Origin of the sequence: Streptococcus sp. SPS1 (genome assembly GCF_030439915.1) — a bacterium.
Classification (GTDB): Bacteria; Bacillota; Bacilli; order Lactobacillales; family Streptococcaceae; genus Streptococcus.
Map to the genome: position 1 here is coordinate 140,306 of NZ_JAQFJG010000002.1, position 13,611 is coordinate 153,916.

A 13,611-nucleotide genomic window follows, 5' to 3' on the forward strand; every position below is an offset into this window, starting at 1 on the left:
ATTAGAACTCCGTAATTTCGAAGGCGCCAGTTTCTTTTTCGTAATCTAGCAATTTGTCAGACAAGAGTTCGATATACTCGATATTGTACTCTGGGCGATTTTCTTCGACAAGTTGGCGAGCAGCGATGCGACCCTCAAGTTCTGAGCTGGCATCGATGTCTAGGTAAAGTGCGCGTGTTGTTTCACGGCGTGGGCTACGTTCTTTTGTTTCTTGATAAAAAACTTTGTAAATCATATAGTTCCTTTCTATTTTACAGGTCAGCTTATTCCAAACTTTTAGCAGAGATTTGCTTGATTTCATTCCATTTTGTGTCTAGATTGACCTTGATTCGTTACAATTATTTCAATTATACCACAAAATGAAAAATTAGTAAAAGACGGAAACGAGAAAGTCACAGGCCGATTTATTTGGTAAGCGCTTGCAAAAATAAAGAAAATGTGTTATATTGATAACGGAAGTGAAATTTATTGTTTGTCATAATTCCATATAGTTTTTAAGTCAAGGAGGTTGCCCTATGTATAACTTATTTGCTTTTGCTATCGGAGCTCGCTTGGTAGCTTTTATTGTTTTTGTTGCTTGCGTTTATGCGGGGAATCTTCTATTTGCCAAACTGGAACAACGACAAACCAAGTTCTTGTGGAAGATTAGTTTTGTGACTCTCTACTCGCTTTTTCTCCTCCTTGTAACCTATGTAGTTTGGTTTGTATTTTACTTTGGATTAAATGCTTAGATGCCCTGCTCATGCTGGGGCTTTTTGTTTGGGGATAAAGAAAATTCCCATGTGCCAGCTTTTGTAGTATAATAGTAAGCAGACAAAAAGATAGGAATGTGTTATGAAAGTATTAGCTTTTGATACGTCCAGCAAGGCTCTTTCTCTCGCTATTTTAGAGGATAAGCAGGTTCTTGCCGAGACGACGATTAATATTAAGAAAAATCACAGTATTACCCTCATGCCTGCCATCGATTTTTTGATGGCGAGTTTGGACTGGACGCCCAAGGATTTGGACCGAATCGTGGTAGCGGAAGGGCCTGGTAGCTACACAGGTTTGCGAATTGCGGTAGCAACTGCCAAGACTTTGGCTCATACTCTGAACATTGAGTTAGTTGGTATGTCTAGCCTCTTGGCTCTGGTGCCCTACCAACAAGAAGGCTTGTTCGTCCCTTTGATGGATGCGCGTCGCAACAATGTTTACGCAGGATTTTATGAAAATGCCAAACCTGTCATGCCAGAAGCGCACCTGCCTTTTGAGCGAGTCATCGAGCTAATCAAGGGGGCTAGTCAGGTAACCTTTGTCGGAGAAGTTGGCCCCTTTGTTGAGCAGATTCAAGAACACTTGCCAAGGACTGATTACAAAGAAACCTTGCCTAATGCAGCCAATCTTGCTCTTTTGGCTTGGGACAAGGAAGCAGACTCCTTGCATGATTTTGTACCCAACTACCTCAAGCGTGTTGAGGCTGAGGAAAACTGGCTCAAGAACCATACCGAGTCTGGTGAGTCCTACATTAAGCGCCTATGATAGAAATCAAACGAATCCAACAGCAACCTGACTTGGCTCAAGACATCTACGCTGTGATGGCAGCTGTTTACTCGGTTAGTCCTTGGACGCTGGAACAAATCCAAGCAGACCTGTCCCAAGACCAGACTTGGTATGCTCTGGCTTATGATGGGGCAGAAGTTATTGGCTTTCTAGCTGTTCAGGAGAATCTTTTTGAAGCAGAAGTCCTGCAAATCGCTGTCAAAGGAGCCTGTCAGGGTCAGGGAATTGCGTCAGCTTTGTTTGCTCAATTGCCGACAGATAAGGAGATTTTCCTAGAAGTTAGAAAGTCAAATCAACGGGCGCAAGCATTTTACAAGAAAGAAAAGATGGCGGTTATCGCTGAGCGAAAGGCCTACTACCATGATCCAGTCGAGGACGCCATCATCATGAAGAGAGAAATAGATGAAGGATAGATATATTTTAGCATTTGAGACATCCTGTGATGAGACTAGTGTTGCCGTCTTGAAAAACGATGATGAGCTCTTGTCCAATGTCATTGCTAGTCAAATTGAGAGCCATAAACGTTTCGGTGGCGTAGTGCCTGAAGTAGCCAGTCGTCACCATGTCGAGGTCATTACAGCCTGTATCGAGGAGGCTCTGGCAGAAGCAGGGATTACCGAAGAGGATGTGACAGCTGTGGCTGTTACCTATGGACCAGGCTTGGTCGGAGCCTTGCTAGTTGGTTTGTCAGCGGCTAAGGCCTTTGCTTGGGCACATGGACTTCCGCTGATTCCCGTTAACCACATGGCTGGTCACCTCATGGCAGCTCAGAGCGTGGAGCCTCTGGAGTTTCCCTTGTTAGCCCTCTTGGTTAGCGGTGGACACACAGAGTTGGTTTATGTTTCTGAGGCTGGTGACTACAAGATTGTTGGGGAAACGCGAGATGACGCGGTTGGTGAGGCTTATGATAAGGTCGGCCGTGTCATGGGCTTGACCTATCCTGCTGGTCGTGAGATTGACGAGCTAGCTCATCAGGGACAGGATATTTATGATTTTCCTCGTGCCATGATTAAGGAAGATAATCTGGAGTTTTCATTCTCAGGTTTGAAATCGGCTTTTATCAATCTTCACCACAATGCCGAGCAAAAGGGAGAAAGCTTGTCCACAGAGGATTTGTGTGCTTCCTTCCAAGCAGCTGTCTTGGATATTCTTATGGCAAAAACTAAGAAGGCTTTGGAGAAATACCCTGTTAAAACCCTTGTCGTGGCAGGTGGTGTGGCAGCCAATAAAGGTCTCAGAGAACGCCTAGCAGCCGAAATCACAGATGTCAAGGTTATCATTCCACCTCTGCGCCTCTGCGGAGATAATGCAGGTATGATTGCCTATGCCAGCGTCAGCGAGTGGAACAAAGAAAACTTTGCAAACTGGGACCTCAATGCCAAACCAAGCCTCGCTTTTGATACGATGGAATAAAGAGTCAGCTTAAGGCTGGCTTTTTCAATCACCAAAGTGTCAGAATATTTTGACAAAACTATAAAAATAATGATATAATATGCAAAAGCTAGGAGGTGGTAAGATGATTGAGAGAATGGAATTGGGAGAATTTTACAAGGAATTGCGCTTGGCTAGAAAGCTCAAGCAGTCAGATGTGGCTTGTGCTGGACTAACAGCTTCTCAGCTATCCAAGTTTGAACTAGGACAGTCTATGCTATCTGCGGACAAGCTAATCCTAGCTATTCAAGGAATCAATATGAATTTTGATGAGTTTGGGCACAAGCTCAACAACTATCAAGAATCTCCACATATGCAGATTGGTAGGAGGGTTGTGGATCGCTTTGCCCACCAAGATATAGCTGGTTTAGAGCAACTGTTGGAGGAAGTCGAGCAAGGACAGATGGCAGAGACCTATCGTTGTTTGAATGCCATTGTGATTAAAAATGCTATTCATTCCTTAAATAAGAGCTATCTGCTAACAGAGGAGGATAGGGAGTTTTTGACTACTTATCTCTATGCTATTGAGTCTTGGACATGGTTTGAACTCTACCTTTTTTGCAATACTATGCCCTTCTTGAGTAACCAAGATTTGATATTTTTATCAACTTCTTTACTTGAGAAATCCAAAGAATTTAAAGAGTTAGTACACAATCGATTGTATATGAAGCAAGGGCTCTTAAATATCTTATCAGAGTTCATGGAGCGTAAACTTTTCTCCTACATCCCAATCTTTGAAGCCGAGTTGGAGAGCATGCTGCGTCCATACGATGTTTTTGAAAAAGTATTGTGGCAATTTTTAAAGAAAATGCAGATTTTTCTTCAAACCAAAGGAAGCAATCAAAAAGAGATTGAACACTTTATCCAATCTCTGCAAGTATTAGAAAATCCACAATTGACAGCCCTTTTTGAATTGCGTTTGCAGCAATACAAAGAGCTTATCGATTAGTTAAAAACGGGATGACAATAACCCACTCCGAAATAAGCAGGAGTATCAGTTGTATTTTTCTTTTCTTCATCATTATATCCCTCCTTGTTAGTAATAACTTTATTATACCAGAGAAGTAATCAAATTCACCAAAATCGCAAATCTGAAATTTCTATAAGAAAAAATATCAAATATGCGATTTTCTAAAATAAGCCAATTTCCGTGTTATACTGTCCTTGTAAAGCACTTGAAGCAAATCCTAGGTCGCAGAAGTGGTTTACAAATGAAGATAATTGAAGGAGTGTAAAAGATATTAAATTTACAATTTGCAGAAACAATGGAATTGACAGAAGCTGAGTTGGAGAAGATTTACGGTGGAGATCTTGTGTATGCTGGTACTATCCCAGGCGGTGGAGGTTGGGGAGGGTTCGGGACACCTTGGTCAATCACTAATTTCTGGGAGAAAAATTTTAACCATGATTCTTCCACTGTTAATCGTCGTCGTTGATATTTAAAGCCCTTGCCTTTGTTTGGGTTAGGGCTTTCTTTATTTCGTAATATAGGAGAAAATAGGATGAAAAAGATAATCTCACACTATTACTTGTTTATAGCCATTTTACTTGTCATTGCTGACCAGTTCTTCATTCGTTTGCTTTTACATAGCGACTTGGTAGTTGGTCTATCTGACTTTGCATTTTATCTGTCGGATATGATGTTGAATTTTCTTGTGGTTTTATTTGCTCTTATTGCTATGATTTGGTCGGGGAAATGGCAGAAAATCAACAGTAGAAAGTTTAAAGGATCCTATCTTTTCTATTCCTTTCTAGCTCTGCTTGCTTTTGTTGTTTGGAATTTCGTCACCTTTTTTCTTTTCCCTCCTACCAAAAATGCAATTTCTTATCAACATTACGCTCCGACTTTTACAGGGGCTACAGCATTTTTGATGTATTTTTTTTATCCTGTGATTGCAGGTCCCATTTTTGAAGACATGATTTATCGTGGATTAGTGATGACTGCTCTGGAAAAAGGAAAGAAATGGGGGCTAGATGTACTTGGTTCTGCTGTTTTATTTGGTGTCTTGCACATTAGTAATCACGGTTGGGTCTTGACAGACTTTTTCGTTTATATGGGTGGCGGTCTCATATTTGCAGCCTTGTTTAGAATGACAAAGTCAATTTATTGGCCTATTGGACTGCATATAGTCTACAATGGCATTGGTCAGATTTTGATGTTATTACACTAGGAGCTGGTTAGTAGCTAAAGACATGATGAGGTGTGCAGTGAAAAAGGCTGTGTAGGCTATCTATATGATATGGTATAGACTGGGGATACAGGGTTTATTAGGATGTTTTGGAATAAAAATTCTAACTGGAATTTAAAAAGGAGTTATAATGAAAGTATTTCTTCAAAATAGAGATTTTAGGCAATTAACCATCAACCAGTGGATTTCAACACTTGGGGATACGATTTTTTATCTGGCCTTTTTGAATTATGTGGCAGATGCGTCTTTTGCCCCTCTGGCGATTTTACTCATCACGATTTCAGAAACCCTGCCTCAAGTTCTGCAAATCTTTCTAGGAGTTTTGGCGGATTTTCAACATCATCGTGTCCTAAAATACACAGTCATTAGTTTTGCAAAATTTTTGCTTTACTCTATCGTTTCTTTATCACTTTCAGGGCAGTCCTTTTCCTTAGTACTAGTAGCCTTTATTTGTCTGATTAACCTCTTGTCTGACACATTGAGTTATTTTTCAGGCGCCATGCTCACTCCGATTTTCATTAGAATTATTGGGCAAGACCATTTGGCAGAAGCTATTGGATTTAAACAGTCAACTGTTAGTTTAGTGAAAACAATCAGTAATATTCTAGGAGGAGTCTTATTAGGTATTCTATCCATCCAGTTTATTTCCTTACTGAACGCTCTTACCTTTTTAATCGCATTTTTAGGTATCCTCTTCATAAAAAATGACCTCTTGAAAGTAGAAAAAACGATTAGCTATCAAGAAGGACTCTCTGTAAAATCCTTTTGCCAGCATCTGCTCCAATCATCGAAATTGATATGGAATATGAATAAGGTACTCTTGGTTTTGTTTATTATTTCTATTAGTCAAGCAGTGATAAATGTTACAGTTCCTGTCTCTACTCTGTTTTTGAGGAATCAGCCCTTTTTGAATTTACAAACAGGTCAATCTCTTGCCTTGTTATCCACTCTTGAATTAGCAGCCCTTATTGTCGGAAGTCTTGTGAGTGGCTATCTGAAAAATACGATTTCTATAAAAACAGCTCTCTATGCCTCACTTGTCATCCAGTTGCTTCTTCTAGTAGGATTTGCCACAGTTCGTTTTGACTGGATTCTCATCTTTAGTGCCTTAGACGCCTTTTTCGCAGGTATTCTCTCTCCTCGATTACAGGAACTCGTCTTTAAACAAATACCTGAGGAGTCAATGGGAGCAGTTCAATCTTCTATCGGTGCTATTACGGTTGTTTTACCTAGCTTATTTACAATAGCTTTGGTAACCATTGCTACTAGCTTTGGAACTCTGGCAGTTAGCTTTGTTTTACTGCTATTTCTTCTAGTTGCCTTTGTCATGCTTCTGAATATTCGTGAAAGTATTTAGCGGAGAATTTCTATAATATATATTTGAGACTGGATTGCCAGTCTTTTTATGATGGTCAAAATCAGCAGACTTTTTTCTCTTTCCTGAATGTGTTATAATAGTCCATGCTATGGCTGGAGCCTTTTCAGCCTACTTATACTCTTCGAAAATCTCTTCAAACTGCGTCAGCTTCTATCTGCAACCTCAAAACAATGTTTTGAGCAACCTGTGGGTAGCTTTCTAGTTTGCTCTTTGATTTTCATTGAGTATTATTAAGACAATATGAGGAGAAAGATGAAAGAAAAAGGATTTTGGGAAGGGGCGCAGGCGGCTATGCCAACGGCCCTTGGTTATGTCAGTATCGGCCTGGCCTGTGGGATTATCGGTGCGCCCTATGTGACACCTGTAGAGATGGGCTTGATGAGCCTCTTTGTTTATGCTGGGAGCGCCCAGTTTGCCATGTTGGCACTGATTGCGGTTCAAGCTCCTGTGGCAGCTATTGCTATGACGGTTTTTTTGATCAATTTGCGTCTCTTTTTGTTGAGTTTGCATGCGTCGACCTATTTTCGTCATACTAGTCTCTGGCACAATATCGGTATGTCTAGTATCTTGACAGATGAGACCTATGGCGTCTTGATGGGCGAGTTGGCCCATGCAGACAAGGTCAATCCTATGTGGATGCACGGGAACAATCTCAACAGTTATGTGGCTTGGTTTGTGGGAACAGTGGTCGGAACGGCTCTGGGTGGCCTGCTGCCAAATCCAGAAATCTTTGGTTTAGATTTTGCCCTGGTTGGGATGTTTATCGGCATTTTTGCTTCGCAATTCCAGATTATGCAAAGACGGATTCCTGTCCGCAATCTGCTCATTATCTTAGCAGTTGTTGCGGTGTCCTTCTTTTTGCTCTTGACAGTGGTGTCTCAGTCACTAGCTGTTCTGTTTGCGACCTTGCTAGGTTGTACAATGGGGGTGGTTTTAGATGGTCAGTAAGTATCTTTTATTAGCAGTTATTTTCTCTGGTCTTGTGACCTGGATTCCCCGTATGATTCCCTTCATCGTGGTCAAGTATAAGGGCTTGCCTGCGATCGTTGAGCGTTTTTTGAAGTTCTTGCCCGTCTCCATTATCTTTGCCTTGATTCTATCAAGCGTAGTGACAGGTAAGGTTGGAAGCTTGCCTCAAATCAAATGGCTGGATTTCTTAGCAGTCTTTCCAACAGCTTGGGTAGCATTTCGTTACCGCAATCTAGTCGGAACGGTTCTCTTCGGAGTAGTCTTGATTGCCATCTTGCGTTTGGTCTTTTAAATCAGCCATAAAGAAAACTTATCACAGAGATAGATATCATATAATGGCGTAAATAGTCTTTTTCTGTTAAGATTATAAGGTATTCTATTTTGGAGGAAATGACATGAAAAAAATCGTTAAATACTCATCTCTTGCTGCTCTAGGGCTTATTGCTGCAGGTGTGCTTGCGGCTTGTTCAGGTGGTGCTAAGAAAGAAGGAGAAGCAGCTAGCAAGAAAGAAATCATCGTTGCAACCAATGGCTCGCCAAAACCATTTATCTATGAAGAAAATGGTGAATTGACTGGTTACGAGATTGAAGTCGTTCGCGCTATCTTTAAAGATTCTGACAAATATGATGTCAAGTTTGAAAAGACAGAATGGTCAGGTGTATTTGCTGGTCTTGACGCTGACCGTTACAATATGGCTGTCAACAATCTGAGCTACACTAAAGAACGTGCGGAGAAATACCTCTATGCCGCACCAATTGCCCAAAACCCTAATGTCCTTGTAGTGAAGAAAGATGACTCTAGTATCAAGTCTCTCGCTGATATCGGTGGAAAATCGACGGAAGTCGTTCAAGCCACTACATCAGCTAAGCAGTTAGAAGCATACAACGCTGAACACCCGGACAACCCAACTATCCTTAACTATACTAAGGCAGACTTCCAACAAATCATGGTACGTTTGAGCGATGGCCAATTTGACTATAAAATTTTTGATAAAATCGGTGTTGAAACAGTCATTAAGAACCAAGGTTTGGACAACTTGAAAGTCATTGAACTTCCAAGCGACCAACAACCGTACGTTTACCCACTTCTTGCTCAAGGTCAAGATGAGTTGAAATCATTTGTAGACAAACGCATCAAAGAACTCTATAAAGACGGAACGCTTGAAAAATTGTCTAAACAATTCTTCGGAGACACTTACCTACCGGCAGAAGCTGATATTAAATAATTTCTTGAAGTCATCCATTCTGAGTAAGATGGGTGATTTCTCAGTTTTTAGATATATAGTTTTAAACTATATATCTGACTATCTAATAACAATTTGTGCAATTGAACAAAGTATGAGATACTAGTACGGTATTATTTTTAAGGAGAAAGAATCATGAAAATTAAAAAATGGCTTGGCCTAGCAGCCCTTGCTACAGTCGCAGGTTTGGCTCTTGCAGCTTGCGGAAACTCAGAAAAGAAAGCAGACAATGCAACAACTATCAAAATCGCAACTGTCAACCGTAGCGGTTCTGAAGAAGCTCGTTGGGATAAGGTCCAAGAATTGGTTAAAAAAGACGGAATTACCTTGGAATTTACAGAGTTCACAGACTACTCACAACCAAACAAGGCAACTGCTGACGGCGAAGTAGACTTGAACGCTTTCCAACACTATAACTTCTTGAACAACTGGAATAAAGAAAACGGAAAAGACCTTGTAGCGATTGCAGATACTTACATCTCTCCAATTCGCCTTTACTCAGGTTTGAATGGAAGCGACAACAAGTACACTAAAGTAGAAGACATCCCAGCAAACGGAGAAATTGCTGTACCGAACGATGCTACAAACGAAAGCCGTGCGCTTTACTTGCTTCAATCAGCTGGCTTGATTAAATTGGATGTTTCTGGAACTGCTCTTGCAACAGTTGCCAACATCAAAGAAAATCCAAAAAACTTGAAAATTACTGAATTGGATGCTAGCCAAACAGCTCGTTCATTGTCATCAGTTGACGCTGCCGTTGTAAACAATACCTTCGTTACAGAAGCAAAATTGGACTACAAGAAAGCACTTTTCAAAGAACAAGCTGACGAAAACTCAAAACAATGGTACAACATCATCGTTGCGAAAAAAGATTGGGAAACATCACCAAAAGCTGATGCTATCAAGAAAGTGATCGCAGCTTACCACACAGATGATGTGAAAAAAGTTATCGAAGAAACATCAGACGGTTTGGATCAACCAGTTTGGTAATAAGAAACAGGGAGGTGGGAGAGAAAATTCCACCTCTTGCTTTTGTATAGAGCATGGATTGTAAAGAAGACTATAGGTTCATAGAAAGGTAGAGAGTATATGGTTTTTCCTAGCGAACAAGAACAGATTGAAAAATTTGAAAAGGATCATGTAGCACAGCATTATTTTGAGGTTTTGCGTACCTTGATTTCCAAAAAATCAGTCTTTGCCCAGCAGGTTGGACTTAAGGAAGTCGCAAATTATCTGGGCGAGATTTTCAAGCGTGTTGGGGCTGAAGTGGAGATTGATGAGACTTATACGGCTCCCTTTGTCATGGCGCATTTCAAGAGTTCGCGCCCAGATGCTAAGACCTTGATTTTCTATAACCACTATGATACTGTGCCAGCGGATGGGGATCAGGTCTGGACAGAGGATCCCTTTACGCTTTCGGTCCGCAATGGTTTCATGTATGGGCGTGGGGTTGATGACGACAAGGGTCATATCACAGCTCGTTTGAGTGCTTTGAGAAAATATATGCAGAACCATGATGACCTGCCTGTCAATATCAGTTTTATCATGGAGGGTGCGGAGGAATCGGCCTCGACAGACCTAGATAAGTATCTGGAAAAACATGCGGATAAACTCCGTGGTGCAGATTTGTTGGTCTGGGAACAAGGGACCAAAAATGCCTTGGAACAGCTAGAAATTTCTGGTGGAAATAAGGGGATTGTGACCTTTGATGCCAAGGTGAAAAGCGCTGATGTCGATATCCACTCGAGTTATGGTGGGGTTGTGGAATCAGCTCCCTGGTATCTCCTTCAAGCCTTACAGTCTCTTCGCGCTGCAGATGGCCGTATCTTGGTTGAAGGCTTGTACGAAGAAGTACAAGAGCCAAATGAACGAGAAATGGCCTTGCTAGAAACTTATGGTCAACGAAACCCAGAGGAAGTTAGTCGGATTTATGGTTTGGAATTGCCTCTCTTACAAGAGGATCGAGCAGCCTTTCTAAAACGCTTCTTTTTCGAGCCAGCCCTTAATATCGAAGGGATTCAATCGGGTTATCAAGGGCAAGGAGTTAAAACGATTTTGCCAGCAGAAGCCAGTGCTAAGCTAGAGGTTCGTTTGGTTCCTGGTCTAGAACCGCATGATGTTCTGGAAAAAATTCGGAAACAGCTAGACAAAAATGGCTTTGATAGGGTAGAATTATACTATACCTTGGGAGAGATGAGCTATCGAAGCGATATGAGCGCACCATCTATTCTTAATGTAATCGAGTTGGCCAAGAAATTCTATCCACAGGGCGTTTCAGTCTTGCCGACTACAGCTGGGACAGGACCTATGCATACGGTCTTTGATGCCCTAGAGGTGCCAATGGTGGCCTTCGGTCTAGGAAATGCCAATAGCCGGGACCACGGTGGAGATGAAAATGTGCGAATCGCCGATTACTACACCCATATTGAATTAGTAGAGGAGCTGATTAGAAGCTATGAGTAGAGATATTATCAAGTTAGATCAGATCGATGTGACTTTTCACCAAAAGAAGAGAACCATCACAGCGGTCAAGGATGTGACCATTCACATCCAAGAAGGGGATATCTACGGAATCGTTGGATATTCTGGAGCAGGGAAATCAACCCTTGTACGGGTGATTAACCTCTTGCAAAAACCATCTGCAGGGAAAATTACCATTGACGACGATGTGATTTTCGATGGCAAGGTGACCTTGACGGCCGAGCAGTTGCGTCGTAAACGTCAGGATATTGGAATGATTTTCCAGCATTTCAATCTGATGAGCCAAAAGACGGCAGAGGAGAATGTAGCCTTCGCCCTTAAACACTCTGGACTCAGCAAGGAAGAAAAGAAGGCTAAAGTAGCCAAGTTGTTGGACTTGGTTGGCTTGGCGGATCGTGCTGAAAACTACCCTTCACAACTATCTGGAGGGCAAAAACAGCGTGTGGCCATTGCGCGTGCCTTAGCCAATGATCCAAAAATCTTGATTTCAGACGAGTCAACTTCTGCCCTTGACCCTAAGACAACCAAGCAGATTTTGGCCTTGTTGCAAGATTTGAACCAAAAATTAGGCTTGACTGTTGTCTTGATTACGCATGAAATGCAGATTGTCAAAGATATTGCCAACCGTGTGGCAGTTATGCAGGATGGACATTTGATTGAAGAGGGCAGTGTCCTTGAAATCTTCTCAGACCCTAAACAACCTTTGACTCAAGACTTTATCTCAACAGCTACAGGTATTGACGAAGCCATGGTCAAAATCGAGAAGCAAGAAATCGTGGAACACTTGTCTGAAAACAGCATTTTGGTGCAGCTCAAGTACGCAGGTGCTTCAACAGACGAGCCACTTTTGAATGAATTGTACAAGCGTTACCAAGTAACAGCTAATATCCTCTATGGAAATATCGAAATCCTCGATGGCACTCCTGTTGGAGAATTGGTTGTAGTCTTGTCAGGTGAAAAAGCAGCGCTAGCAGGTGCCCAAGAAGCCATCCGTCAGGCTGGTGTGCAACTAAAAGTATTGAAGGGAGGACAGTAAGATGGCAGAATTGATTAAAGCATACTTACCAAACGTCTATAAGATGGGTTGGTCTGGTCAAGCTGGCTGGGGGACAGCTATCTACTTGACTCTTTATATGACGGTTCTTTCCTTTATCATCGGAGGTTTCTTAGGACTGGTTGCAGGGCTTTTCCTTGTCTTGACAGCGCCAGGTGGGGTCTTGGAAAATAAAGTTGTTTTCTGGATTTTGGATAAGATTACTTCCATTTTCCGTGCGGTACCATTTATCATTCTCTTGGCAGTCTTGTCACCCTTCTCTCATCTAATCGTAGGAACAAGCATTGGTCCAAATGCAGCTATCGTACCCCTATCTTTTGCGGTCTTTGCCTTCTTTGCCCGTCAGGTGCAGGTTGTCTTGGCTGAACTGGATGGCGGTGTCATTGAGGCGGCTCAAGCGAGCGGAGCGACTTTCTGGGACATTGTGGGTGTTTACCTATCAGAAGGTCTTCCAGATTTGATTCGTGTGACGACTGTGACCTTGATTTCCCTTGTTGGGGAAACAGCTATGGCTGGTGCGGTTGGAGCTGGTGGTATCGGTAACGTAGCCATCGCTTATGGATTTAACCGCTACAATCATGATGTGACTATCTTGGCAACCATCATTATCATTTTGATTATCTTTGCAATCCAATTCTTGGGAGACTTCTTGACTAAAAAATTGAGCCATAAATAAAAAAGAGCCACCTGGCTCTTTTTTATTAATCAGATTTTTTGTGCCAATTTTTTACTCAAGGCTTGTCCAATCAAAGCACCCACTAGGGCTCCGATGACAACACTTGCGACAAATAGAAGGATGGTTCCAGGATTTGGCGCAACCATGATACGGTCGATATATTCTTGGGATTTTCCTCTTGCCAGAAGGGTAGCCATATAGGCTTGGGGCGCAATCCACATAAGTAAGATTGGTCCTGAAATGCTAAAGGCAAAGAGAATGAAAGAAAGGAAGTTCTTTGTTTGGTTCTTGTATTTTCCGAGGTTAGCTACTACATCTGCTAGGAGACCACAGATAATTCCAGGAAGGAAGGCGCCAGCACCGTGTTTAGTTCCCAAGAAAAAGAGGGCGATGACAAGGCCGATAGTGGTAATAGCTCCAAAGCGCGGAACTTTTGCGACTAGGATCATATAGACGCTACCGCCGACAAGGGCAGTAAAGGCAGGCGCATAAAACATGTTTCCAGCTTGGTCAAAGAGATTGCCCAAAAGGACACCAATCCCCATGCAGAGGAAGTAAAGAACTGCAAAAAGCAGTGTAGTTAAGATAGATTTCTTCATGAATTGTCTCCTGATAATTTTTTCACAATTCTCATTGTATCACGGTTTGAT

At 41.9% G+C, this 13,611-nt stretch carries 17 protein-coding genes; 15 read left to right on the forward strand and 2 right to left on the reverse strand.

Going from position 1 to position 13,611, the window contains the following annotated elements:
- Position 1: 1 nt before the first annotated feature.
- Positions 2-235 carry a DNA-dependent RNA polymerase subunit epsilon gene (locus PCY12_RS02620; protein ID WP_000639572.1) on the reverse strand — a complete coding sequence of 78 codons (234 nt, stop codon included), beginning with the start codon at positions 233-235 and terminating at the stop codon, positions 2-4.
- 280 nt (positions 236-515) lie between these two features.
- Between PCY12_RS02620 and PCY12_RS02625 the strand changes: the two genes are divergently transcribed.
- The 15 genes from PCY12_RS02625 (at position 516) to PCY12_RS02695 (ending at position 12,961) form a co-directional block, all read left to right on the forward strand.
- Complete coding sequence (locus tag PCY12_RS02625) at positions 516-731, forward strand: hypothetical protein (protein ID WP_301351401.1); 216 nt, start codon at positions 516-518, stop codon at positions 729-731.
- A 103-nt stretch (positions 732-834) separates the two neighbouring features.
- Positions 835-1,518 (forward strand): tRNA (adenosine(37)-N6)-threonylcarbamoyltransferase complex dimerization subunit type 1 TsaB, encoded by a 684-nt coding sequence (tsaB, locus tag PCY12_RS02630; RefSeq protein ID WP_301351403.1) that lies wholly within the window; start codon positions 835-837, stop codon positions 1,516-1,518.
- Complete coding sequence (rimI, locus tag PCY12_RS02635; protein ID WP_301351405.1) at positions 1,515-1,952, forward strand: ribosomal protein S18-alanine N-acetyltransferase; 438 nt, start codon at positions 1,515-1,517, stop codon at positions 1,950-1,952. Before tsaB ends, rimI begins: the two co-directional genes overlap by 4 nt.
- Positions 1,942-2,952 (forward strand): tRNA (adenosine(37)-N6)-threonylcarbamoyltransferase complex transferase subunit TsaD, encoded by a 1,011-nt coding sequence (tsaD, locus tag PCY12_RS02640; protein WP_301351407.1) that lies wholly within the window; start codon positions 1,942-1,944, stop codon positions 2,950-2,952. The genes rimI and tsaD overlap by 11 nt, the downstream gene beginning before the upstream one ends.
- Positions 2,953-3,055: 103 nt before the next feature.
- A complete protein-coding gene (locus PCY12_RS02645) occupies positions 3,056-3,919 on the forward strand; it encodes an XRE/MutR family transcriptional regulator (protein WP_301351409.1) in 864 nt (287 codons plus the stop codon).
- A 289-nt stretch (positions 3,920-4,208) separates the two neighbouring features.
- On the forward strand, positions 4,209-4,406 hold the full coding sequence (locus tag PCY12_RS02650; protein WP_301351483.1) for a peptide pheromone VP1: 198 nt from the start codon (positions 4,209-4,211) through the stop codon (positions 4,404-4,406).
- A 66-nt stretch (positions 4,407-4,472) separates the two neighbouring features.
- Positions 4,473-5,141, forward strand: coding sequence for a CPBP family intramembrane glutamic endopeptidase (locus PCY12_RS02655; RefSeq protein ID WP_301351411.1), 669 nt, complete (start codon positions 4,473-4,475; stop codon positions 5,139-5,141).
- A 148-nt stretch (positions 5,142-5,289) separates the two neighbouring features.
- Positions 5,290-6,516, forward strand: a complete 1,227-nt coding sequence (locus tag PCY12_RS02660; protein ID WP_261060003.1) for an MFS transporter — start codon at positions 5,290-5,292, stop codon at positions 6,514-6,516.
- Positions 6,517-6,789: 273 nt separating this feature from the next.
- Complete coding sequence (locus tag PCY12_RS02665; RefSeq protein WP_078135725.1) at positions 6,790-7,485, forward strand: AzlC family ABC transporter permease; 696 nt, start codon at positions 6,790-6,792, stop codon at positions 7,483-7,485.
- Positions 7,475-7,798 carry an AzlD domain-containing protein gene (locus PCY12_RS02670; RefSeq protein ID WP_301351412.1) on the forward strand — a complete coding sequence of 108 codons (324 nt, stop codon included), beginning with the start codon at positions 7,475-7,477 and terminating at the stop codon, positions 7,796-7,798. The genes PCY12_RS02665 and PCY12_RS02670 overlap by 11 nt, the downstream gene beginning before the upstream one ends.
- 103 nt (positions 7,799-7,901) lie before the next feature.
- A complete protein-coding gene (locus PCY12_RS02675; RefSeq protein ID WP_049513066.1) occupies positions 7,902-8,732 on the forward strand; it encodes an amino acid ABC transporter substrate-binding protein in 831 nt (276 codons plus the stop codon).
- A gap of 153 nt (positions 8,733-8,885) precedes the next feature.
- On the forward strand, positions 8,886-9,740 hold the full coding sequence (locus PCY12_RS02680; protein ID WP_050207619.1) for a MetQ/NlpA family ABC transporter substrate-binding protein: 855 nt from the start codon (positions 8,886-8,888) through the stop codon (positions 9,738-9,740).
- 99 nt (positions 9,741-9,839) lie between these two features.
- Positions 9,840-11,213 (forward strand): M20/M25/M40 family metallo-hydrolase, encoded by a 1,374-nt coding sequence (locus PCY12_RS02685; protein WP_301351414.1) that lies wholly within the window; start codon positions 9,840-9,842, stop codon positions 11,211-11,213.
- Positions 11,206-12,267, forward strand: coding sequence for a methionine ABC transporter ATP-binding protein (locus PCY12_RS02690; protein WP_000085663.1), 1,062 nt, complete (start codon positions 11,206-11,208; stop codon positions 12,265-12,267). The genes PCY12_RS02685 and PCY12_RS02690 overlap by 8 nt, the downstream gene beginning before the upstream one ends.
- 1 nt (position 12,268) lies before the next feature.
- Positions 12,269-12,961 (forward strand): methionine ABC transporter permease, encoded by a 693-nt coding sequence (locus PCY12_RS02695; RefSeq protein ID WP_000818850.1) that lies wholly within the window; start codon positions 12,269-12,271, stop codon positions 12,959-12,961.
- A gap of 29 nt (positions 12,962-12,990) precedes the next feature.
- Here the strand turns inward: PCY12_RS02695 and PCY12_RS02700 are convergent, their stop codons facing one another.
- Positions 12,991-13,560, reverse strand: a complete 570-nt coding sequence (locus tag PCY12_RS02700) for an MptD family putative ECF transporter S component (protein ID WP_301351416.1) — start codon at positions 13,558-13,560, stop codon at positions 12,991-12,993.
- Positions 13,561-13,611 lie beyond the last annotated feature (51 nt).